The 22,080-nt window shown below is 71.2% G+C and carries 26 protein-coding genes; 19 read left to right on the forward strand and 7 right to left on the reverse strand.

Annotated elements, in window-relative coordinates:
- Positions 1-10: 10 nt before the first annotated feature.
- Positions 11-766 (forward strand): alpha/beta fold hydrolase, encoded by a 756-nt coding sequence (locus tag CFN78_RS06060; protein ID WP_094861621.1) that lies wholly within the window; start codon positions 11-13, stop codon positions 764-766.
- 25 nt (positions 767-791) lie between these two features.
- Here CFN78_RS06060 and CFN78_RS06065 read toward each other — a convergent pair whose 3' ends face one another.
- A complete protein-coding gene (locus CFN78_RS06065; RefSeq protein ID WP_094861622.1) occupies positions 792-1,646 on the reverse strand; it encodes a phosphotransferase enzyme family protein in 855 nt (284 codons plus the stop codon).
- A 126-nt stretch (positions 1,647-1,772) separates the two neighbouring features.
- On the opposite strand from CFN78_RS06065, the gene ctaD reads away from it, so the two are divergent.
- Genes ctaD through CFN78_RS06085 form a run of 4 tightly spaced genes read left to right on the forward strand, consistent with a single transcriptional unit; the run spans position 1,773 to position 6,061 of the window.
- On the forward strand, positions 1,773-3,575 hold the full coding sequence (ctaD, locus tag CFN78_RS06070; RefSeq protein WP_094861623.1) for an aa3-type cytochrome oxidase subunit I: 1,803 nt from the start codon (positions 1,773-1,775) through the stop codon (positions 3,573-3,575).
- 34 nt (positions 3,576-3,609) lie between these two features.
- A complete protein-coding gene (gene serB, locus CFN78_RS06075; RefSeq protein ID WP_094861624.1) occupies positions 3,610-4,839 on the forward strand; it encodes a phosphoserine phosphatase SerB in 1,230 nt (409 codons plus the stop codon).
- The gene (locus tag CFN78_RS06080) at positions 4,836-5,663 is read left to right on the forward strand and encodes a peptidyl-tRNA hydrolase (RefSeq protein WP_094861625.1); all 828 of its coding nucleotides are present in this window, start codon (positions 4,836-4,838) and stop codon (positions 5,661-5,663) included. The genes serB and CFN78_RS06080 overlap by 4 nt, the downstream gene beginning before the upstream one ends.
- A complete protein-coding gene (locus CFN78_RS06085; RefSeq protein ID WP_094861626.1) occupies positions 5,660-6,061 on the forward strand; it encodes an OsmC family protein in 402 nt (133 codons plus the stop codon). Before CFN78_RS06080 ends, CFN78_RS06085 begins: the two co-directional genes overlap by 4 nt.
- A gap of 122 nt (positions 6,062-6,183) precedes the next feature.
- On the opposite strand, the gene CFN78_RS06090 is transcribed toward CFN78_RS06085, so the two are convergent.
- From CFN78_RS06090 to CFN78_RS06100, 3 genes are all read right to left on the reverse strand, one after another.
- A complete protein-coding gene (locus CFN78_RS06090) occupies positions 6,184-6,531 on the reverse strand; it encodes a hypothetical protein (protein WP_094861627.1) in 348 nt (115 codons plus the stop codon).
- 67 nt (positions 6,532-6,598) lie between these two features.
- Entirely contained in the window at positions 6,599-8,650 is a 2,052-nt protein-coding gene (locus CFN78_RS06095; protein ID WP_094861628.1) for an ATP-dependent DNA helicase, read from the reverse strand.
- A 132-nt stretch (positions 8,651-8,782) separates the two neighbouring features.
- Positions 8,783-9,367: a biotin transporter BioY gene (locus CFN78_RS06100; RefSeq protein WP_094861629.1), complete on the reverse strand. Its 585-nt coding sequence runs from the start codon at positions 9,365-9,367 to the stop codon at positions 8,783-8,785.
- Positions 9,368-9,584: 217 nt separating this feature from the next.
- On the opposite strand from CFN78_RS06100, the gene CFN78_RS06105 reads away from it, so the two are divergent.
- Positions 9,585-10,247, forward strand: a complete 663-nt coding sequence (locus CFN78_RS06105; RefSeq protein WP_133116291.1) for a hypothetical protein — start codon at positions 9,585-9,587, stop codon at positions 10,245-10,247.
- A gap of 18 nt (positions 10,248-10,265) precedes the next feature.
- Here CFN78_RS06105 and CFN78_RS06110 read toward each other — a convergent pair whose 3' ends face one another.
- The gene (locus CFN78_RS06110) at positions 10,266-10,835 is read right to left on the reverse strand and encodes a nicotinamidase (RefSeq protein ID WP_094861631.1); all 570 of its coding nucleotides are present in this window, start codon (positions 10,833-10,835) and stop codon (positions 10,266-10,268) included.
- A gap of 67 nt (positions 10,836-10,902) precedes the next feature.
- Positions 10,903-12,195, reverse strand: coding sequence for a nicotinate phosphoribosyltransferase (locus CFN78_RS06115; protein WP_094861632.1), 1,293 nt, complete (start codon positions 12,193-12,195; stop codon positions 10,903-10,905).
- 87 nt (positions 12,196-12,282) lie between these two features.
- On the opposite strand from CFN78_RS06115, the gene clpS (CFN78_RS06120) reads away from it, so the two are divergent.
- From clpS (CFN78_RS06120) to CFN78_RS06170, 11 genes are all read left to right on the forward strand, one after another.
- On the forward strand, positions 12,283-12,570 hold the full coding sequence (clpS, locus tag CFN78_RS06120; protein ID WP_094861927.1) for an ATP-dependent Clp protease adapter ClpS: 288 nt from the start codon (positions 12,283-12,285) through the stop codon (positions 12,568-12,570).
- On the forward strand, positions 12,567-12,800 hold the full coding sequence (gene clpS / locus CFN78_RS06125) for an ATP-dependent Clp protease adapter ClpS (protein ID WP_094861633.1): 234 nt from the start codon (positions 12,567-12,569) through the stop codon (positions 12,798-12,800). Before clpS (CFN78_RS06120) ends, clpS (CFN78_RS06125) begins: the two co-directional genes overlap by 4 nt.
- Positions 12,797-13,354, forward strand: coding sequence for a DUF2017 domain-containing protein (locus CFN78_RS06130; RefSeq protein ID WP_094861634.1), 558 nt, complete (start codon positions 12,797-12,799; stop codon positions 13,352-13,354). Before clpS (CFN78_RS06125) ends, CFN78_RS06130 begins: the two co-directional genes overlap by 4 nt.
- Positions 13,355-13,364: 10 nt before the next feature.
- Positions 13,365-14,387, forward strand: a complete 1,023-nt coding sequence (locus tag CFN78_RS06135) for a P1 family peptidase (protein ID WP_205660446.1) — start codon at positions 13,365-13,367, stop codon at positions 14,385-14,387.
- A gap of 61 nt (positions 14,388-14,448) precedes the next feature.
- Positions 14,449-14,910: a M67 family metallopeptidase gene (locus CFN78_RS06140; protein WP_094861635.1), complete on the forward strand. Its 462-nt coding sequence runs from the start codon at positions 14,449-14,451 to the stop codon at positions 14,908-14,910.
- A 67-nt stretch (positions 14,911-14,977) separates the two neighbouring features.
- Positions 14,978-15,256, forward strand: a complete 279-nt coding sequence (locus CFN78_RS06145) for a MoaD/ThiS family protein (protein WP_094861636.1) — start codon at positions 14,978-14,980, stop codon at positions 15,254-15,256.
- A 3-nt stretch (positions 15,257-15,259) separates the two neighbouring features.
- Positions 15,260-16,210: a PLP-dependent cysteine synthase family protein gene (locus CFN78_RS06150; protein ID WP_094861637.1), complete on the forward strand. Its 951-nt coding sequence runs from the start codon at positions 15,260-15,262 to the stop codon at positions 16,208-16,210.
- A 25-nt stretch (positions 16,211-16,235) separates the two neighbouring features.
- Positions 16,236-16,964 (forward strand): aspartate/glutamate racemase family protein, encoded by a 729-nt coding sequence (locus CFN78_RS06155; RefSeq protein WP_094861638.1) that lies wholly within the window; start codon positions 16,236-16,238, stop codon positions 16,962-16,964.
- Positions 16,965-17,156: 192 nt separating this feature from the next.
- A complete protein-coding gene (locus tag CFN78_RS06160; protein ID WP_094861929.1) occupies positions 17,157-17,840 on the forward strand; it encodes a rhomboid family intramembrane serine protease in 684 nt (227 codons plus the stop codon).
- Entirely contained in the window at positions 17,837-18,640 is an 804-nt protein-coding gene (gene murI, locus CFN78_RS06165; RefSeq protein ID WP_094861639.1) for a glutamate racemase, read from the forward strand. The genes CFN78_RS06160 and murI overlap by 4 nt, the downstream gene beginning before the upstream one ends.
- Positions 18,641-18,660: 20 nt before the next feature.
- Entirely contained in the window at positions 18,661-19,428 is a 768-nt protein-coding gene (locus CFN78_RS06170) for an MBL fold metallo-hydrolase (protein ID WP_094861930.1), read from the forward strand.
- On the opposite strand, the gene CFN78_RS06175 is transcribed toward CFN78_RS06170, so the two are convergent.
- Positions 19,416-20,273 (reverse strand): hypothetical protein, encoded by an 858-nt coding sequence (locus CFN78_RS06175; protein WP_094861640.1) that lies wholly within the window; start codon positions 20,271-20,273, stop codon positions 19,416-19,418. The two genes, CFN78_RS06170 and CFN78_RS06175, sit on opposite strands and share 13 nt — an antisense overlap.
- A gap of 104 nt (positions 20,274-20,377) precedes the next feature.
- Here CFN78_RS06175 and rph point away from each other — a divergent pair, with 104 nt between their 5' ends.
- Together rph and rdgB are read left to right on the forward strand one after the other, a co-directional pair.
- Positions 20,378-21,172 carry a ribonuclease PH gene (gene rph / locus CFN78_RS06180; protein WP_094861641.1) on the forward strand — a complete coding sequence of 265 codons (795 nt, stop codon included), beginning with the start codon at positions 20,378-20,380 and terminating at the stop codon, positions 21,170-21,172.
- A 75-nt stretch (positions 21,173-21,247) separates the two neighbouring features.
- Entirely contained in the window at positions 21,248-21,856 is a 609-nt protein-coding gene (gene rdgB, locus CFN78_RS06185) for an RdgB/HAM1 family non-canonical purine NTP pyrophosphatase (RefSeq protein ID WP_094861642.1), read from the forward strand.
- Positions 21,857-22,080 lie beyond the last annotated feature (224 nt).

Genomic DNA, 22,080 nt, shown 5'->3' on the forward strand with positions numbered 1-22,080 from the left:
AATATCGCCCATGACGGAACTGCCGCTGGTGCTGCTGCACGCCTTCCCGCTCGACTCGCGGATGTGGAACGACGTTCGCGCGCCGCTGTCCTCGGTCACCCGGTTCATCACCCCCGACCAGCGCGGACTGGGCCGTACCCCGCTGCCCGAGTCCGGCCGGGAACCCGATCTCGCCGACGCCGCCCGGGACGTGGTCGCCCTGCTGGACCAGCTGGAGATCGAGCGCGCCGTGCTGGGCGGCTGCTCCATGGGCGGCTACCTGACCATGGCCGTGCTGCGGGTGGCACCGGAACGTGTCGGCGGGCTGGTGCTCATCGACACCCGGGCGGGCGCGGATCCGGAGCAGGCTGCGGCGAACCGCAGGGCCATCGCCGACCGTGCCGAGTCCGAGGGCCACGCGGGCTGGCTGGCCGGGGACATGCTGCCGAACCTGCTCGGCGCCACCACCCGCTCGGCCCGCCCCGAACTCGCCGGCACCGTGCGCGAACTCGTCGACGGCCAGGACCCCGCCGGGATCGCCTGGGCCCAGCGCGCCATGGCGGCCCGCCCCGACTCGACCGAGACCCTGCGCGGGGCGGACGTACCCGCACTCGTACTGGTCGGCGAGGAGGACACGCTCACCACGCCCGAGGTCGCCAGGGAGATGGCCGAGGTCCTGCCGGACGCCGAGTTCGCCGTACTGCCCGCCGTCGGCCACCTCTCACCGATGGAGAGTCCGGCGACCGTCGCGGACACCATCGCGGCCTGGCTGCCCTCGGTGCGCTGAGCCCCGCCTGCCGTCGTCCGGTCGCTCAGCCCGTCCCGGCCAGGTAGGCGTCCGCGGCGGTGCGAGCCGGCGCGCGCCGGTCCGGGAAACGCCTGGCCAGCACGAGATGCCAGCACAGCGCGTGCAGTTCGCGCAGCCGGACGAAAGGCGCCAGGTCCTGCGGTGAGGGCGAGCCGGGGTAGGCGGCCAGCGCGTCCACGCCCTCGTGCGGGGACGCCCGCGTCAGCACGGCCAGATCCCAGGCGATCGGTCCGCGCCAGGCGTCCTCGAAGTCGATCCACACCGGGCCGTCCGGGGTGATCAGCAGGTTTCCTGGATGCGCGTCGCCGTGCAGGGCCTGCACCGGCCAGTCCGCCGTGGCCGTGGCCGCCGCCGCGACCGTGTCCGGGGCGCGGTCCCGCAGTGCCCCGAGCAGTTCCGCGGGCAGGTCGGTGGCGTCGAGCAGGCTGAGCACGTCGTCGATCTCGCGGGCCGGGCCGTCCTCCGGCAACGCGCCCCGATAGCCGGCCAGTGCCTCGTGCAGCACTCCCAGCAACTCGCCCGTCCGCGCGGATTCCGGTCTCCGGCCCTGCTCGTGCGGGGTGTACCGCCAGAACGTCGCGGCGAATCCGTCCTGGTGGTGCGGTCCGGGCGGAGGTTCGTCACACGGCCGGACGACCGGTACGCCACGGGCGCCGGCGAAGCGGGCGAGCGTCACATCGCGCTCCAGCCACGCGGCCACCCCCGGCCGCACCAGAGCCGTCGTGGTGGCCACCTTCGCCACCACGGACCCCAGCTTCACCAGCAGGTTCGCCCCGTCCTTCAGGATCTCGGGCTCCGCGTCCGGAAGATCGAGACGGGCGCCGAGCTCCCGGACGGCATCGAGAGCGCGCTCCAGCATGACGTGATCTTGCCAGCCGGTTCGCACACCCCCGAAGCCCGAGGGCTACGATCCCCGTAGCCGACGGCAGTGGGTTCGTCCCTCGTCCGCGGCCCGTGACCACCACGAAGCTTGCAGGAGGCAGGAGTGACGGCCGTAGCCCCCAAGCCGATCGCCACGCGCCCGTATCCGGTGCGCGAGTCGGCCAAGGGTTCGTACCTGCTGCGGTTGTTCCGCACGACGGACCACAAGCAGATCGGCATCATGTACCTGGTCACGTCGTTCGCCTTCTTCATGGCGGGCGGCGCGATGGCGATGCTGATCCGAAGCGAGCTCGCCCGCCCGGGCCAGCAGTTCCTCTCGCAGGAGCAGTACAACCAGCTTTTCACCATGCACGGCACGGTGATGCTGCTGCTCTACGCGACGCCGATCCTGTTCGGGTTCGCCAACTTCATCCTGCCGCTGCAGATCGGTTCGCCGGACGTCGCCTTCCCGCGGCTGAACGCGTTCTCGTACTGGCTGTACCTGTTCGGCGGGCTGATCGTGATGTCCGGCTTCCTGACCCCGGGTGGCGCCGCCGACTTCGGCTGGTTCGCCTACACGCCGCTGTCCGACGCGATTCACTCGCCGGGTGTCGGTGCCGACCTGTGGATCTCCGGGCTGGTGGTCTCCGGTCTGGGCACGATCCTCGGTGCGGTCAACATGATCACCACCGTGGTCTGCCTCCGCGCTCCTGGTATGACGATGTACCGGATGCCGATCTTCACCTGGAACATCCTGGTCACCAGCATCCTGATCCTGCTGGCGTTCCCGATCCTCACCGCCGCGCTGATGGGCCTGCTCGCCGACCGGCATCTCGGCGCCCACGTTTTCGATCCGGCGAACGGCGGCGTGATCCTCTGGCAACACCTGTTCTGGTTCTTCGGCCATCCAGAGGTATATATCGTCGCTCTACCATTCTTCGGCATCGTCTCGGAGATCTTCCCTGTCTTCAGCCGGAAACCGATCTTCGGTTACAAGGGACTGGTCTGGGCGACGCTGGCGATCGCCGCGCTGTCCGTCGCCGTGTGGGCGCACCACATGTACGCGACCGGTTCGGTACTGCTGCCGTTCTTCTCCTTCATGACGTTCCTCATCGCCGTCCCGACCGGCGTCAAGTTCTTCAACTGGATCGGCACGATGTGGAAGGGGAACCTGAGCTTCGAGACGCCGATGATCTTCTCGGTCGGCTTCCTCGTGACCTTCCTCTTCGGTGGCCTGACGGGCATTCTGCTCGCCGCTCCCGCCATCGACTTCCACGTGTCGGACAGTTACTTCGTCGTCGCGCACTTCCATTACGTGCTCTACGGGACGATCGTGTTCGCCACCTTCGCCGGGATCTACTTCTGGTTCCCGAAGATCACCGGCCGAATGCTCGACGAACCGCTGGGCAAGCTGCACTTCTGGACTACGTTCGTCGGATTCCACGGCACCTTCCTGGTCCAGCACTGGCTGGGCAACGAGGGCATGCCGCGCCGGTACGCCGACTATCTGGTCTCCGACGGGTTCACCACGCTGAACACCATCTCGACCATCGGGGCCTACATCCTCGGCGCGTCGACGCTGCCGTTCATCTGGAACATCTTCAAGAGTTACCGGTACGGCGAGATCGTCACGGTCGACGATCCGTGGGGTTACGGAAACTCGCTGGAATGGGCGACGTCCTGCCCGCCGCCGCGGCACAACTTCACCGAACTGCCGCGGATCCGGTCCGAGCGCCCCGCGTTCGAACTGCACTACCCGCATATGGTCGAGCGGATCCACAACGAGGGCCACATCAGCTTCACGGGTAAGGCGCTGGCGCACCCCGAGGCGCACGACGCCCCCTCGGAGAAGGTCACCGCGGCGGTCATCCCGGGCGGCAAGGACGGTGGCGTGCCCGCCGAAGAGGACGACCAGAACACCAAGTAGAGCCCGCCGGCCGGAGGAAGCGAGCACCACTGCGGTGAGCACCACCCCTGTTCTGATCACCACGACCGGTCCGGACAAGCCAGGTGTGTCCTCGGTGCTGTTCGCCGTCCTCACCCGGCACGGCGTCGACATCCTCGACGTCGAGCAGGTCGTCATCCGCAACCGGCTGGTACTGGGTGTGCTGGCCGGTGCGGAGAACGACCCCGAGGGGCTCCAGGAAGCCGTCGAACAGGCCATGGCCACCGTCGGCATGCAGGTCGAGGTGCGGATCGGCGCGGCCATCGGCGACGACCCCTTCGCGCCCGGCAAGCAGGGTTCCAGCCACGTCCTGGTGGTCCTCGGCCGTCCGGTCACCGCACGGGCGTTCACCGAGGTCGCCCGCCGCCTCGCCGCGCTGGGCGCCAACATCGACGCCATCCGTAGCGTCGCCGACTACCCGGTGACCGGCTTGGAGCTGTACGTCTCGGTGGCCGAGGACACCGACGAGGCGGACGCCGAACTGCGGTCCACGCTTGCCGAGGTCGCCTCCCGGGTCGGTCTCGACGCGGCCGTGGAGCGGGCCGGGCTCGCGCGCAGGGCCAAGCGGCTGGTGGTCTTCGACGTCGACTCCACCCTGATCCAGGGCGAGGTGATCGAGATGCTCGGGGCGCATGCGGGCGTCGAGGCGCGGGTCCGCGAGATCACCGACGCCGCCATGCGCGGCGACCTCAACTTCACCGAGTCGCTGGAACGCCGCGTCGCGCTGCTCGCCGGGCTGCCGGTCACCGTGCTCGACGAGGTCGCGGACAGCCTCGAACTGACCGCGGGTGCCCGCACCACGGTGCGCACGCTCAAGCGACTGGGTTTCCGCTGTGGTGTCGTGTCCGGCGGGTTCACCCGCGTCATCGACCGGCTCGTCGACGACCTCGGTCTCGACTTCGCCGCGGCCAACGAACTCGAGGTCGCCGACGGCAAGCTCACCGGCAGGGTCGTCGGCGAGGTCGTGGACCGGCTGGGCAAGGCGACCGCGTTGCGCCGTTTCGCCGAGGACTACGGCATTCCGCTGGAGCAGTGCGTAGCCGTGGGCGACGGCGCGAACGACATCGACATGCTGGCCGCGGCCGGCATGGGCGTGGCGTTCAACGCCAAGCCCGCGCTGCGCGAGGTCGCCGACACCGCCCTCTCCCACCCGTACCTGGACGCCGTCCTGTTCGTACTCGGCGTGACGCGCGCCGAGGTCGAGGCGGCCGATGCCGCCGACGGTCTCGCCCCGCTGCGTCCGTGAACGCGGCCCTCGAACCGCTCGCGGCCCGTTACGCCTCCTGGCTCGGTCTGCCCGCCGCGCTCACCGCCGACACCTCCGAGGAGGAACCCGGGCAGGTGCGTGCCATGCCGGTGGTCCTGCGCATCGAGCGCGGTGAGCCGCCCGCCCGCACGGCCCTGCTCGAAGCGGCCGCGGCGGCGGCCCTGGCGGTCTGCCTCGACCCGCGCGGCGAACCCGGCGGCGACTGGCACCAGCCGGTCGCCGCCTGGATCGACGGCCGGATCCGCAAGGTCGCCCGCCGGGCGCGCGGCGCGCACTGGCAGGCCGTCCAGCAGCAGCCAGGGGTGACGGTCACCGTCGACGGGGCGCAGGCCAGGGCCCTGGTGCCGCTGCGCGTGGCCGACACACCGAAGGCGGTGAGCAGGCTGCAGATCTCCGGCAGCGAACTGCCCGCCGACGAACCCGGCCCGGTGCGCGCCGGGACCCCGTCGCTGCTGCTCAACCCGACGGTGCCGATGACCGTCGGGAAGGCGGCGGCGCAGGTCGGCCACGGCACGATGATCCTGGCCTCGCTGCTCGGCGACGCCGCGCTGGCGTACTGGGCGGAGCGTGGTCTCCGCTGCGCCGTCCGCACGCCCTCGCTGGGACGCTGGCACGAGCTGCACCCCGGTGACGATCCGGCCGGTGCCTGGCAACGGAACCGGGTGGTGGCCGTCCGCGACGCGGGTTTCACCGAGGTCGCGCCGGGCACGGTCACCGTGCTCGCGCAGTGGTCCCCGGAACTGGGGCACCCGGAACAGGGGCACCCGGAACAGGCACTCCCGGAACAGGAGGACGGGCGATGACACTCGAGGTGGTACGTACCGGGCAGCACCGGTTCACCGGGCGCAACGGCCGTGGCGCGGAGGTGCCGATCGGGCGCAGGGAGCAGGACGGGACGTTCTCGCCCGCCGAACTGCTGCAGATCGCGGCGGCCGGGTGCGCGATCGTCACCGGGGAGTCACTGATCGCCCGCAGGCTGGGGCAGGACACGGCGATGCGCGCCGAGGTCTCCGCCGAGCAGCGGCCCGGCGCACACGAACTGGATGCCGTCGACGTCCGCTTCGACCTCGACCTGTCCACCGTGGACGAGGCCGCGCGGGCGGAACTGGCGGAGGTGGTGGAACGGGCGATCGAGCGGCTGTGCACCGTCAGCAGGACCTTGCGCAGCGGTGTCCCGGTACGCGACACCGTCGTCCCCTGACCTCCTCCCACACCGCAATACGTCGACGTATTGCGGCGGCGAAGACCGCAATTCGTCGACGTATTGCGAAGCATCGTGCACAAGGTTTCGCGATATGTCGACGTATTGCGGTGCGGGGAGGGTCAGGACTCGCCGTCGGAGCGCTTCCACACCACGTACGCCTCGTCGGCGTCGGTGGTCATCGCCTCGATGAACCGTTCGTTGTCGAAACCGGGAAGTGCCTGCAGGCGTTCGATCAGCGCGTCCGCCGCCGGGTCGCCACTGGGGATCGCGGTGCCCTTGCCGTCGGCGCCGGCCAGCATCAGGAAGACGTCTTCCTTCCACGGCCCCTCGGGGATCACCCGGATCACCACGGCGGAGAGGTCGGCCCAGGTGACCGATTCCTCGCTGCCGTCCGCGAGCTGACGACGCACCCCCGCATCGTCGACGGTGACCGAGCGGGACTGCGCGTTGGACGACTCCTTGGACAACGGGCTCTCCAATGGGTGTTCGCGGCTCCAGAGTTCCGGTTACCGTATCCGCCTCGACCGGGGGCCCTCAGGCTGGGGCGGCGGCTTCGAGCCGGCGCAGTGCCGATCGGGCGACCTCGGGGTCCGTCGTCGGCCAGAACGGCGGCAGCGACGCCCGCAGGAAGCCGCCGTACCGTGCCGTGGCAAGCCGGGAATCCAGTACGGCCACCACACCGCGGTCGCTGACCGTACGGTGCAGCCGTCCCGTCCCCTGGGCGAGCAGCAGCGCCGCGTGGGTGGCCGCGACGGTGAGGAAACCGTTGCCGCCGCGTGCCTCCACCGCCCGCTGACGGGCCGAGGAGACCGGATCATCGGGGCGGGGAAACGGAATCCGGTCCACCAGAACGAGTTGCAGGGACGGCCCCGGGACGTCCACGCCCTGCCACAGCGACAGCGTGCCGAACAGGCAGGTGCGCGGGTCGTCGGCGAACTTGCGCACCAGCAGACCGGTGGAGTCGTCGCCCTGGCACAGGATCGGGTGGTCCAGCCGCTCGCGCATCGCCTCCGTGGCCTGCTTCGCCGCCCGCATCGAGGAGAACAGGCCCAGCGCCCTGCCGCCCGCGGCCTCCACCAGTTCGGCGATCTCGTCCAAAGTGGACTTGGCGAGTCCGTCCCTGCCGGGCGCGGGCAGATGCCTTGCCACGTAGAGGATGCCGTTCTTCTTGTGGTCGAAGGGCGAGCCGACGTCCACGCCTGTCCACTTCGGACCGTCGTTGTCCGCCGGCGGCGCCTTGTCGGTCGCCGTGCCCGCCGCCTTGACGTGCTCCGGTGAACTCGCGGGCAGGCCCCACTGCCGTGCCATCGTGTCGAAGGTCCCGCCCAGGGTCAGCGTGGCCGAGGTGAGCACGGTGGTGCTCTGGTTGAACACCCGCTCGCGGAGCAGGCCGGACACCGACAACGGCGCCACCTTCAGCGCCGGCGGGCGCGGGTTCGCCGAGAACGTGTCCCCGTGCAGCCACACCACGTCACGCTGGTGCGCCTCGTCCGGGTCGAAGGCGTCGAGCAGCCTGGCCGCGGTGTCGTGCACCTCCTCCAGCAGCGTGCGGGCGAGCTTGCGTGCCGTCGCCTCGTCCACGTCCTCCTTGCGGTCCGAGCCGAGTGCGTCGACACAGGCGCGGGCGGCGTCCCGGACGGCGGGCAGCGCGCCGGTGCGCAGCGGCTGGGGGAGCGCGTCCATCCGGCCGGGCTGCAGGTCGTCCAGCACCAGCGCGAGTCCGTCGCCGGACTCCAGCAGCCGGTCGGCGATGTCCGCGTCGATGAGCTTGCCGCAGCGACGGGTGGCGGCCGAGATCATCGCGCTGGTCAGCTCCGCCGTGGCCACCGAGGTGACCCGGTCCACCAGGTCGTGTGCCTCGTCGATCACCACCACGTCGTGCTCCGGCAGGATCTGGTAGCCCTGCAGGGCGTCGATGGCGAGCAGGGCGTGGTTGGTGACCACGATGTCGGCCTTGCCCGCCTCCGCCCGCGCCTTCTCGGCGAAGCAGTCGGTGCCGATCGGGCAACGGGCCGCGCCAAGGCACTCCTTCGCCGTCACCGACACCTGCCGCCACGCCTGGTCGGACACACCGGGCACCAGCTCGTCCCGGTCACCCGACTCGGTGTCCGAGGACCACTCGTAGAGGCGGGTGACCTCCTTGCCGAGACGGGACACGGCGAACGGGTCGAAGAGCTGCGCGTCGTCGGGTTCCTCTGGCGCGCCGGTGTCCAGCCGGTGCAGGCAGAGGTAGTTGCGCCTGCCCTTGAGGATCGCGAACGTGGGTTCCCGGCCCAGCGGCTTCTTCAGCGACTTGGCCAGCCTGGGCAGGTCCCGGTCGACGAGCTGACGCTGCAGCGCGATCGTCGCCGTGGAGACCACCACCGTGGTGTCCTTCTCGACGGCGTGCCGGATCGCGGGCACCAGGTAGGCCAGCGACTTGCCGGTCCCGGTCCCCGCCTGCACGGCCAGGTGCTCACCGGTGCGGATCGCCTTGCCGACCGCCTCCGCCATCGACACCTGACCGGGCCGCTCGGCGCCCCCGACCGACTCGACCGCGTGGGTCAGCAGTTCGTTGACACCGGGAAAGTCTGCTCGGGACGGCACGCCCGGAGACGTTACCGGGGCGCACCGTCGGAATTCGCCGCGCCCGGCCGTGGCGGGCATCCGGTCCCGGGGGCCGCACAGCACAGCAGGCCCCCGCCACGAGGGCGAGGGCCTGTGTACGAGTGGGGTGGGTCAGTCGCGGCCGCGGCCGGTCAGCGCCCACGCGGCGGGCAGCAGTCCGGCGGCGAGCGCGATCTTGACGACGTCGCCGATCAGGAACGGTGCCACCCCGGCGCCCAGCGCGGTGCCGAGGTCCATCGACGCGGCGGCCATCAGCCATGGCACGCCCACGGCGTAGACGACCAGGTTGCCCACCGCCATCGTCCCGGCGGCGCGCAGTGGCGTGCGGTCGCCGCCGCGGCTCGCGAGCGCACCGACCAGGGCGCCCGCGAAAACGAAGCCCACGATGTAGCCCGCGGAGGCGCCGGTGAGACCGGAGGTCGCGCCGTTGAACCACGGCACGCCCATGGCACCGACCAGCAGGTAGAGCAGCATCGCCGCGCCACCACGACGCCAGCCCAGAGTCGCGCCCACCAGCAGGGCGGCGAAGGTCTGGCCGGTGATCGGCACCGGCGTGCCGGGAACGGGCAGCACGACCTGGGCGGCCAGCCCGGTCAGCCCCGCTCCGGCCGCGACCAGCGTGATGTCGCGGGCCAGCGTGCCCGGCACGAGGTCGGCCAGCACGGGGCGGCGAGCGGCAAGGGACGGGACGGACACGGCGACCTCCTGGTGTCGGGGAACGTGCCTGCTAGGGGAACCTGCCGGACGAGGCTAGTTCCCGGTGTGCCCGGCCGAGGCCCGCAGTGGCTCAGCTCACTGACACTCGTTCAGGTGGGATCGGCCGGGCGCGGGTCAGGCCGCGGAACCGGACGGCCGATGTCGACGGAAGGCGACACCGCCGAAGCAGCCGAGCACCGACGACAGGAGTTCCCCGATGGCGACGTTCAACCGCAGTGCCAGGTCGGCCGTGGCCGTGTTCACCGGATGCATGCTGGCCACCGGTGCGCTCGCCGGCCCGGCGCAGGCGGCGGCACCCGCCGCGAGCGGGGCGGTCGGCTCGGTGCAGCTCGACCTCGGTGGCGTGCCGGTGACCGTCGCACCGCTCGCGCCGTGCGAACTGGGCAGCACACCGCAGGCGTCCACCGGCGGCACCTCGGTGCCGGACGTGGTGTCCTACGGTTCCTCGACCACGACCTGCGGCACCGACGACGCTGGCAACGCCTTCGCCAGGGCCGAGGGCGGCCGGTTCGAGAGCACGGTGCTCACCCGATTCGGCGGCCCCACCGTGCGGATCCGCTCGTTCTCGCTGGAGTGCCGCACCAACGGCACCGGCAGCAGCGCGTCGATGGCGCTCGGCGGCGTGTCCGGGTTCGAACTGCCGCAGCGCATCGAGCCCGACTCGAAGGTCACCGTGCCCTCGCGCACCCCCGGCGCCGCACCGCTGGCCGAGCTGACGCTCAACGAGTTCGTCGTACCGGAACCGGCGGACGGCACCCTCACCACGCACGCGCTGCGGATGACCCTGTTCCCGCAGGGCGGCCCGGCGAGCGGCGACATCGTGCTCGGCACGGCGAACTGCGACCCCTCCGGCGGCTGACCGCCGGGCTCGCCGGGATCAGCCGACCTTCGGTGTCCCGGTGAGTTCGACGCCCGCCGAGCGCATCTCCGCCAGTGCGGTGTCCACAGTGGACTGAGCTACTCCCGCGGTGAGGCCGAGCAGCACCCGGACGGCGAAGCCCGCCTCGCGCGCGTCCAGCGAAGTGGCCCGCACACAGTGGTCGGTGGCGATGCCCGCCACGTCGATCCGGTCGACCGCACGCTCGCGCAGCCAGTCGGTGAGCTTCTCCCCGGCGTCGGTGTGCCCCTCGAAGCCGGAGTAGCCGTCGCTGTACTGGCCCTTCGAGAACACCGCGCTCACCCGCGCCACGTCGAAGCCGGGATGGAACGCCGCGCCCCGCGTCCCGGCGACGCAGTGCACCGGCCAGGACCGCACGAAGTCCGGCTGCTCGCTGAAGTGCGCGCCAGGATCGATGTGGTGGTCCCGGGTCGCGGCCACGTGGTCGTAGACGCCCGAGGCCAGGTAAGTGGTGATCTCGTCGGCCACGGCGGCACCGCCGGTGACGGCGAGCGCACCGCCCTCGCAGAAGTCGTTCTGCACGTCGATCACGATCAGCGCGGTAGCCATGTCGAATGCCCCTCGGCGGCCGGTGGGTGGGTTCGCCGCCGATTGTCCCTCACGTCCGCGCGAGCGATCACCCGAACACCGTCGGCACCGCAGGATCACCGGGGGACAGCTTCAGGCCCTCCCACGGCAGGCTGACCAGCGCCCTGCGCAGCCGGGCGCGGCCGTCGTCCAGCGAGGGCAGACCGTCGACCGGGACTCCGGCGCGGGCCAGCGGGATCTGCGGCTCCACGTCGTGTTCGCCGCGCTCCGGGTCGGTGCCGGCCGGGTACACGAACTCCTCCAGCGCCGTACCGGTCGGCTTGTGCCGCCGCAACACCCGCTTGTGCCCGCCGCGCGACTCCTTGTGCGTGCTGCGTTTCGCCACCGGACGGCCGTCCACCTCGACGAGCTTGTAGACCATCCCGGCCGTCGGCGCGCCCGAACCGGTCACCACCGAGGTGCCCACGCCGTAGGCGTCCACCGGCTCGGCGCGCAGGGCGGCGATCGCGTGCTCGTCCAGATCGCCGGACACCACGATCCGAGTGTCCCTGGCCCCCAGCGAGTCGAGCTGCTCGCGCGCCTTGCGGGCCAGCACACCGACATCGCCCGAGTCGATCCGGATCGCGCCCAGCTCCGGGCCCGCCACCCGCACGGCCGTCTCGATGCCCGCGGTGATGTCGTAGGTGTCCACCAGCAGCGTGGTGTCCGTGCCCATCTTCTCCACCTGCGCGCGGAAGGCCTGCTCCTCGCTGTCGTGCAGCAGCATGAAGGCGTGCGCGACCGTGCCGCGGGTGGGGATCCCGTACCGCCGCCCGGCTTCCAGGTTCGACGTAGTGGCGAATCCGGCCAGGTACGAGGCCCGAGCCGCCGCGACCGCCGCCGCCTCGTGCGTGCGCCGCCCGCCCATCTCGATGATCGGCCGCCCGTTCGCGGCACCCGCCATGCGCGCGGCCGCCGAGGCGATCGCGCTGTCGTGGTTCAGGATCGACAGCGCCAGCGTCTCCAGCACCACGGCGTCGGCGAACGTGCCGCGCACCGTCAGCACCGGCGAACCGGGAAAGAACAGCTCACCCTCCGGGTAGCCGTCGATCTCGCCGGAGAACGAGTAGTCCGCCAGCCAGGCCAAGGTGTCGGCGTCCACCACGGCCGTCGACTCGAGCTGCGCGAGCTCCGCGTCCCCGAAGCGGAAGTCGGCGATCGCGTCGAGCAGCCTGCCCGTGCCGGCGACCACGCCGTAACGCCTGCCCGAGGGCAGGCGGCGGGCGAACACCTCGAACACGCACGGCCGGGAGCCGGTGTCGTCGGCGAGCGCGCTGCCCAGCATGGTCAGCTCGTAGTGGTCGGTGAACAGTGCGGTGCTGGCGGTGGTTTCCGGGGCCATGGCGTAACCCTATGCAGGAAACGCCTTCGGGTGGGCGTTCCATGGCCTGTGGCACCGGCGTCACCCGCGCGTGACAACATGGACGGCATGACCACGCCCGCCGAGGCCGAAGAGGCGATCGGTTCCGAACTCGGTGCCGAGGACAAGCCGTGGCAGACCGTCGTCTGGAACGACCCGGTAAACCTCATGTCATACGTGACATACGTCTTCCAGAAGCTGTTCGGTTACAGCCGCGATCACGCCACGAAGTTGATGCTGGATGTCCATCACAAGGGCAAGGCGATCGTGACTTCGGGGACGAAGGACAAGGTGGAGGGTGATGTGGCGAAGCTGCATGCTGCCGGCTTGTGGGCGACGATGGAGCAGCCGGTATGAGCGTGTTGGCGGGGTGGAACGACCCGGTGCTGTATCGCTCGTTGTCATACGTGACATACGTCTTCGGGAAGTTGTTCGGTTACAGCCGCGATCACGCCACGAAGTTGATGCTGGATGTCCATCACAAGGGCAAGGCGATCGTGACTTCGGGGACGAAGGACAAGGTGGAGGGTGATGTGGCGAAGCTGCATGCTGCCGGCTTGTGGGCGACGATGGAGCAGCCGGCATGAAGAATTGGCGGCGTAAGGGCGCCCGGGTGCACGCCGGGTTCGAACAGCAGGAGGCGGCCGTGCTGCGCGGCCTCGTCCGCCAGCTCGACGACATGTTGCGCGCCCGCTCCGAGGAAGCGCCGCAGGACGAACTCGCCGAGCTGACCGGCATCCGCACCGGCCCCTCCGAATCGCCGAACGACCCGGTGCTGTCCCGCCTGCTGCCCGACTTTCACAAACTCGACCCGGACAACCCGTCCAGGGAAGACCTCGACTCGGCCGCCGCGCTGCGCTCGCTGCACGAGCCCACGGTGCTGGACGCGAAGGTCGGCGTCGCTGCCGTCGTGCTCAAGACGTTGCGCCCCGAGGGTGGCGAGGTGAAGCTGAGCTTCGAGGAGGCCGACGCCTGGCTGTCCGCCCTCAACGACGTCCGCCTCGCACTCGGCACCGCGCTCGACGTCACCGACGACATGCCCGACGACCTGCCCGAGGACGACCCCCGCGCCCCGCACCTGGGCGTCTACCACTGGCTCACCTGGGTGCAGGAGAGCCTGGTCCAGGCGCTCACCGACTGACGGAGGCACCGTGGCGCGAACCGGACCGCTCAACGCGATCACCGACGTGGCCGGCGTGCTGGTCGGCCACCACGAGCGCACCGGCCGCGGCTGGGCCACCGGCACCACCGTCCTGCTCGCGCCGGAAAGCACCACCGGAGCCGTGGACCAGCGCGGAGGCGCGCCCGGAACCCGCGAGACGAACCTGCTCGAACCCGAGAACCTGGTGCGGTACGTCGACGCCGTGTGCCTGTCCGGCGGCAGTGCCTACGGTCTCGCGGCGGCGGACGGGGTGGTGCGGTGGCTCGGCGAGCGCGGCCGCGGACTCCCGGTCGGCCAGCAGCCGCACGAGGTGGTGCCGATCGTCCCCGCCGCGGTCCTGTTCGACCTGCCGCGCGGCGACTGGGGCAACCGGCCCGACGCGGCCTTCGGTCACGCCGCCTGCGCTGCCGCGGCCGGAGGACCCGTGCCGCAGGGCAACGTCGGTGCCGGCACCGGCGCCACCGTCGGCTCCCTTTCCGGCGGCATCGGCACGGCCAGCGAACAGGTGGACGGGTTCGTGGTGGGCGCGCTCGCCGCCGTCAACGCGGCAGGGGAGGCGGTGGACCTGGAGACCGGCCGCCCCTACGCCGCCGACCACGAGGTCGACGGCGAGTTCGGTGTGACGGCGTGGCCGGACCGCCCGGCGGTCCTGCCCGGCACCGAGGCGCCCCGGCTGAACACCACGATCGGCGTGGTCGCCGTGGACGCAGCCCTGTCGAAGGCCGAGTGCCGCAGGCTGGCCGTCGCCGCGCAGGACGGCCTCGCCCGTGCCGTCCGCCCCGCGCACACCATGTTCGACGGCGACACCGTTTTCGTCATGGCCACCGGGGAGCGGGAACTGCCCGAGGGTGCGGGCGTCGTCGGCGGGGCGGGCCGTGCCGCGGCACTCGACGCGCTGTGTTCCGCCTCGGCGCGGGTGTTCGCCCGCGCCATGGTGCACGGACTGTTGCGCACCGGCCCCACCAGCGGCGTCCCCGCGTACGCCGAGGTCTGGCCCGGCGTCCTGCGCTGAGGCGAATGCGAGGAGCACCACCCGCTCTCACAGTGTGAACGTTCGCGGTCCAGCCATTAGGATGGGCGACGTGCTGCGCATCCGCCGTGACCTCGTCGACGCGATCGTCGAGCACGCCCGCCGAGACCACCCGGACGAGGCGTGCGGGGTGATCGCGGGTCCCGAAGGCTCCGATCGCCCCGAGCGTCACATCCCCATGCTCAACGCCGCGCGCTCACCGACGTTCTACGAGTTCGACTCCGCGGACCTCCTCCGCCTGTACCGCGACATGGACTCCCGCGACGAGGTGCCCGTGGTGATCTACCACTCGCACACCGCCACCGAGGCCTACCCTTCGCGCACCGACATCTCCTACGCCTCCGAGCCCGACGCGCACTACGTGCTCGTCTCCACTCGCGACGCCGAGCAGCACGAGTTCCGCTCGTACCGCATCGTCGAGGGCGTGGTCACCGAGGAACAGGTCGAGGTCGTCGAGTCGTACATGTTCGCCAACACCGGCAGCGACGACACCCCCGACGCCTGAGACCCGCGGGAATAGTCCCGCGAGCCGAGACGTCAGCACAGACAAGAACCCCAAGCGGAGGTAACCCATGGCCGTGACCGTGTCCATTCCCACGATCCTGCGTACGCACACCGGCGGCGAGAAGTCCGTCGAGGCGAGCGGCAGCACCGTGCTGGAGATCATCGACGACATCGAGGCCCAGCACGGCGGCCTCAAGGCCCGGCTGGTCAAGGACGAGAAGCTGCACCGCTTCGTCAACGTCTACGTCAACGACGAGGACGTCCGCTTCTCCGGAGGACTGGGTGCCGAGGTCAAGGACGGCGACTCGCTGACCATCCTCCCCGCCGTCGCGGGCGGTGCTCGCTAAGCGATGGCCCGCTACCCGTCGCTGCTCGACACGCTCGGCGACACCCCGCTGGTCGGGCTGCCGAGACTGTCCCCGACGCACGACGTGCGGCTGTGGGCGAAGCTGGAGGACCGCAACCCGACCGGCTCGATCAAGGACCGCCCCGCGCTGGCGATGATCGAGGCGGCCGAGGCGGACGGCACCCTGCGCCGGGGCACGACGATCCTGGAGCCCACCTCGGGCAACACCGGCATCTCGCTGGCGATGGCCGCGAAACTCAAGGGCTACGGCCTGGTGTGCGTCATGCCGGAGAACACCTCCAGCGAACGCAAGCAGCTCCTCCAGGCGTACGGGGCACGCATCGTGTTCTCCCCGGCGGCGGGCGGCTCCAACGAGGCCGTCCGCCGGGCGAAGGAACTGGCCGAGCAGAACCCGGAATGGGTGATGCTCTACCAGTACGGCAACCCGGCCAACGCCGACTCGCACTACAAGACGACCGGTCCGGAGCTGCTGAAGGACCTGCCGACGCTGACGCACTTCGTCGCGGGCCTCGGCACCACCGGCACGCTCGTCGGCGCCGGGCGGTACCTGCGTGAGCACAAGCCGGACGTGCAGATCGTCGCCGCCGAACCGCGTTACGGCGAGCTCGTCTACGGGCTGCGCAACCTCGAGGAGGGCTTCGTACCGGAGCTCTACGACGCCGAGGTGCTCACCGGCCGCTACTCCGTCGGCGCCTACGATGCCCTTCGCCGTACCCGGGAACTGCTCGAACACGAGGGCATCTTCGCCGGGATCTCCACCGGCGCCGTGCTGCACGCCGCGCTGGCCGTCGCGGAGAAGGCGGCGGCGAGCGGGGAACCGGCGGACATCGCGTTCGTCGTCTGCGACGCGGGCTGGAAGTACCTGTCGACGGGCGCCTACAGCGGTTCGCTGGACGAGGCGGCCGAACTGCTCGACGGGCAGCTCTGGGCGTAGGGCACGTCCGGTAGAGGATGGCCCGATGAAGGTCATCGGGCTGCTGGGCGGCATGAGCTGGGAATCCTCCGCGCACTACTACCGGCTCGTCAACGAACGGGTACGGGACGTTCGCGGTGGCCTGCACTCCGCGCACTGCGTGCTGTACTCCGTCGACTTCGCCGGCATCGAGCGGATGCAGGCGCAGGGGCGCTGGGACGAGGCCGCCACCACGCTGGCCGAGGCGGGGGTGGCGCTGACCCGGGCCGGTGCGGAGCTGATCGTGCTGTGCACCAACACGATGCACAAGGTCGCCGATCAGCTCGCCGCCGCGGTGGGCGTACCGCTGCTGCATCTCGCCGACGCCACCGCCGACGCCCTGCTGCGGGCGGGCGTACGCCGTGCGGGGTTGCTCGGCACGGCGTTCACGATGGAGCAGCCGTTCTACCGGGACCGGCTCGCCGCGCACGGCCTCGACGTCCTGGTGCCCGGCGAGACCGATCGCGCGCTGGTGCACCGGGTGATCTACGAGGAGCTGGTCGTCGGCGTCGTCTCGGCGGAGTCCCGCAGGGCGTACCGGGGCGTCATGGACCGGCTCGCCGAGGCGGGTGCGGACGGGATCGTCTACGGCTGCACGGAGATCGAGCTGCTCGTCGGCCCTGACGACAGCCCGGTGCCCAGCTTCCCGACCACCCGCCTGCACGTCGAGGCCGCCGTGGACCACGCGCTCGGCAGGGTGCCGCTGCCGCCGCTCCCGGCGGACCGGCGGACCTGACCCGGCCGGTGGCGGCGGCTCGAAGAGCCTGCCGGACCGCCCGACACGGGGTGCCGGACCGCCCGACACGGGGTGCCGGACCGCCCGACACGGGGTGCCGGACCGCCCGACACGGGGTGTGAGGGGCGGAATCAGGGAAATCACCCGAGGTGGGGTCGGGCGCGCGGACGTAGTCTGGTTGACGTGAGCACCATGCCGATCGGGCCCGCGCAGTCCGGGAAGACGCCGGAGACCACCAACCCGGCCAAGCGCATCGTCCCCGCCAACCCGAAGGCGGCCGGGGTGGTCGCGCTGGCCTTCACCGTCCTGCTCTACCTCGTCGAACTGGTGGACCGGATCCTGCCGGGCAACTTCGAGCAGGGCGGAATCGCGCCGCGCTCACTGTCCGGAATCGACGGGATCGCCTGGGCACCGATCCTGCACGGCGAGTGGAGCCACCTGGTCAGCAACACCGTGCCGGTGCTGGTGTTCGGCTTCCTCGCGATGGCGGCCGGGATCGGTCAGTGGCTGGCCGTGACGGCGACGATCTGGATCGTCGGCGGGCTGGGCGTCTGGCTGATGGCCCCGCCGGGGGCGGTGCACATCGGCGCGTCCGGTCTCGCGTTCGGATGGCTCGCATACCTGCTGGTGCGGGGCATCTTCAATCGCAGTATCGGTCAGCTCGTGGTCGCCGTGGTGCTGTTCGGCATCTGGGGCGGGATGCTCTGGGGCGTGTTCCCCGGCCAGCCGGGCATCTCCTGGCAGGGACACCTCTTCGGCGCGCTCGGCGGCGTCCTGGCCGCCTGGCTGGTCGGCCGGTCCGGCCGCGCCAAGCCGGCGAAGGGCCCCGCCGGTACCGGTGGACCCGCGTCCGCTCCGGGTAGCCTCGGCGTGTGAGCTCTCCCGGCGCGCCGATCGGCGTCTTCGACTCCGGTGTCGGCGGCCTGACGGTCGCCAGGGCGATCGCCGATCAGCTCCCGGCCGAGCGACTGCGCTATGTCGGCGACACCGCGCACAACCCGTACGGCCCGCTGCCGATCGCGCGGGCGAGGGAGCTGGCCCTCGCCGTCATGGACGAACTGGTGGCAGGCGGGGTCAAGGTGCTGGTCATCGCCTGCAACACCGCCTCCGCCGCCTGCCTGCGCGACGCCCGGGAACGCTACGAGGTGCCCGTCGTGGAGGTGGTGCTCCCGGCCGTGCGGCGGGCGGTCGCCGCCACGCACAGTGGCCGGATCGGTGTGATCGGCACCGAGGGCACGGTCCGGTCCCGGGCCTACGAGGACGCCTTCGCGGCCGCACGGGACGTGCGCCTGTCCACGGTGGCCTGCCCGCGGTTCGTCGACTTCGTCGAACGCGGGATCACCTCGGGACGGCAGGTGCTGGGCCTGGCCCAGGGGTACCTCGACCCGCTGCTGCGCGAGGAGGTGGACACCCTGGTGCTCGGCTGCACGCACTATCCGCTGCTGACCGGGGTGCTGCAGATCGTCATGGGCCCGGACGTGACCCTGGTGTCCAGTGCGGAGGAGACGGCGAAGGACGTGGTGCGGGTGCTCACCGAGCTGGATCTGTTCGCCGAACCGGCCGGGGAGGCGCCCCGGCACGAGTTCCTCGCGACCGGGTCCGCGGAACCGTTCGGCAGGCTCGCGCAGCGGTTCATGGGCTTCGGTCCTGGCGCGCTGTCCGCGGCCGCGAGCTGATCCGTGACAGGGTGTCCGACGTGCGCCTGACCATTCTCGGCTGCTCCGGTTCCGTGCCGGGCCCGGACGCCGCGGCCTCCGGTTACCTGCTGGAAGCCGACGGATTCCTGCTTGGGATCGAACTGGGCAACGGCACGCTGGCCCGGCTGCAGACCCTGCGCAGCCCGTTCGACCTCGACGCCCTGCTGCTCACCCATCTGCACGCCGACCATTGCGCGGACGTCAGTGCGCTGGCGGTGTACCGGAGGTACCACCCGGCGCCGCCGTACGAGGTGCGACCGCGCAGGCTGCCGGTGCTGGCGCCGGCCGAGGCCCCGCAGCGGCTGGCCAACGCCTACGCCGCGCACGAGTCGGAGCGCCGCGGCACCGACCTGTCCGACGTGTTCGACTTCCGGGCGCTGGACGCCGGTGCCACCCGGATCGGCCCGTTCACGGTGACGGCACACCCGGTGGACCATCCGACGGCGGCGTTCGGGGTCCGGGTGGAACACGGCGGCAGCGTGCTCGCCTACACCGGCGACACGGGGCCGTGCCCGCAGCTCGATGACCTCGCCGCCGGGGCGGATGTGCTGCTCTGCGAGGCCTCGTGGACCGACGCGCCGGACCGGCCGGCGGGGGTGCATCTTTCCGGCAGGCAGGCGGGGGAACTGGCGGCACGGGCCGGAGTGGGCCGGCTGCTGCTGACGCACATCGCGCCGTGGACCGATCGCGGCGAGGTGCTCGCCGAGGCCACGGCGGCCTTCGCCGGCGCCGCACTGGTCGAGCAGGGCGCGGGTTACGAACTCTGAGGCGCGGGCGCGCCGGTCTGGTCGAGGTAGTCGGTCAGCAGGTACTCGGTGTACGCGGCCAGCAGGGCGACGGTCTTCGCGGCCCCGTCGGGCAGGTCGAACTCGGCGATACCGTGGGCCAGTTCGGCGCCGCGCAGGCTGGGTGTCGCGTTGCCGACGTCGGTGAACCAGTCGAGGAAGGTGAGCTGGCGCCGCGAACCCGGCCCCGGGCCGGGCGAGAGCGGGTCGAGTAGCGGCGAGCGGTTGCGCAGCACGAGCCGGTAGAAGTCGGAGAACTCGTAGAAGCGTTGTTCGACGGCGGTCGGCGGGACGCCGTGGACCTGCTCGGCGAGGGCCTTGCCGTGTTCGGTGGAGGCCTGCTCGGCCTCGCTCCAGGCCTGGTCGTGCGCCGAGCGGGAGGCGAGTCCGCCGTCGCGCAGCCGGGTCAGGTAGTTCGCCCAGAGCGTCGATCCGGGGTTGCCGAAGGTGTCCTCGTCGCGGCCGGAGGCGATGGCGATACCGCGTTCTATGCCTTCGATGATTCCGGCGTCCACGTGCGACACCCAGGTGCCGGGGGCGCCCATGTCGTTGGCGCGGAAGAACTCGACGATGCCCTCGATGTTGCGCCAGCGCGGGGTGTAGCCGGGGATCACCTCGGCGGCCGGGCCGTCGGAGAGCGCGCGGACGAGGTCGAGACGTTCGGCCATCGTCATCCGGTCGATGTCGCCCGCGGTGCAGTCGAGCGTGGCGGCGCAGGCCGCGGGCGTGCGATGCACCTCGGCGACGGCGGGAACGGACGCCGAGCCGAGCAGCACGGTGATCCCGAGCGTGACGGCGGCGGTGAACCTGCCGTGCCGGATCCTCATCGCGTCCCCCCAGGGCGTTGCCGGATCGCGAACTGTAGCGGGACGGACACGGCGGGAACAAGGTCCGCGTCGCGGCCGCGGCGGCGGGGCCTAGGCTGGGTGCCGTGGTGAGAAAAGACGGCAGGAACGACGACCAGCTCCGCGAGGTGCGGATCACCCGAGGCTTTCAGCGCTGGCCCGCGGGTTCGGTGCTCATCGAGTTCGGCGACACGCGGGTGCTCTGCGCCGCGAGCGTCACCGAGGGGGTGCCGCGCTGGCGTGCCGGTTCGGGCCTCGGCTGGGTGACCGCGGAGTACGCGATGCTCCCCTCGGCCACCAACACCCGCAGCGACCGGGAGGCCGTGAAGGGCCGGATCGGTGGCCGGACGCACGAGATCTCCCGGCTGATCGGGCGCTCGCTGCGTGCCTGCATCGATCTGGCCGCGCTGGGCGAGAACACCATCGTCATCGACTGCGACGTGATCCAGGCCGACGGCGGGACCCGGACGGCCGCCATCACCGGCGGCTACGTGGCGCTGCACGACGCGATCACCTGGCTCGGTGCGGCCCAGCGGCTAGCCGACCCGCAGCCGCTGTCGGCGGCGGTGTCCGCGATCAGTGTCGGCGTGGTGGACGGCCGGGTACGGCTCGACCTGCCGTACGAGGAGGACTCGCGGGCCGAGGTGGACACCAACGTGGTGGCCACCGACGCGGGCACCCTGATCGAGGTGCAGGGCACCGGCGAGGGCGCCACTTTCACCCGGTCTACTTTGGACACCATGCTGGACATGGCGCTGGCTGGCTGCGCGGAGCTGACGCGCAAGCAGAACGAGGCGCTGGCGCTGCCGTATCCGGGTGAGCTGCCCGAGCCGAAGGCGAACGGGAAGAAGCCGGAGAAGAAGCCGAAGGGCTCGAAGTGATGACTCGCCGACGTGGTTTTCTCAGCGGAGGCGTGAGTTGACTCGCCGACGTGGTTTTCTCAGCGGAGGCGTGCGGTGACCCAGGTGCTGCTGGCTACCCGGAACGCCAAGAAGCTGGGTGAGCTCCGGCGAATTCTTGTGGCGGAGGGGATCGCCGGGGTGCAGGTGCTCGGACTGTCCGATGTGGACGAGTTCGAGGAGGCGCCGGAGACGGAGCCGACCTTCGAGGGCAACGCGCTGGCGAAGGCGCGCGATGCCGCGGCGGCGACGGGGTTGCCCGCGATCGCGGATGATTCGGGTCTTGCCGTGGACGCGCTGAACGGGATGCCGGGTGTGCTCTCGGCGCGCTGGTCGGGCAGGCACGGCGATGATGTGGCGAACCTGGAGTTGCTGCTGGGACAGCTCGGCGATGTTCCGGACGAGCGACGTGGTGGTGGTTTCGTCTGCGCCGCCGCCCTGGTGCTGCCGGGCGGCGAGGAGACGGTGGTGCGTGGCGACTGGCGAGGTGTGATCGTCCGGGAACCGAGGGGCGCCAACGGTTTCGGTTATGACCCGGTCTTCGTTCCGGAGGGTGGGAGCCGGACCTCGGCGGAGCTGGACGCCGCGGAGAAGGACGGTCTCTCGCATCGAGGCCGCGCGTTGCGTGCGCTGTTGCCGCGGCTGCGGGCGCTGGCCGAGGGCTGAATCAAGTCCACAGTGGATGGTGTGTCCTGCGTGCGGCCGGTACTGGTGGTCGGGTGGAAATGGAGTGTGTCGTACCGGTCCGGGCTGTTATGGTGCGACACGAGTGACAGTCGAGTACGGGAGTTCAGTCGTGGCAGGTGAGGACGACATCTCCGGGTGAACCCGGAAGTGTCCGGCCATCGGCAGGCGCGCGGAACGCGCTGCCGCCGTGGCCATGTCGTCGT

This window comes from Amycolatopsis antarctica, assembly GCF_002262875.1.
Taxonomy (GTDB): Bacteria; Actinomycetota; Actinomycetes; order Mycobacteriales; family Pseudonocardiaceae; genus Amycolatopsis; species Amycolatopsis antarctica.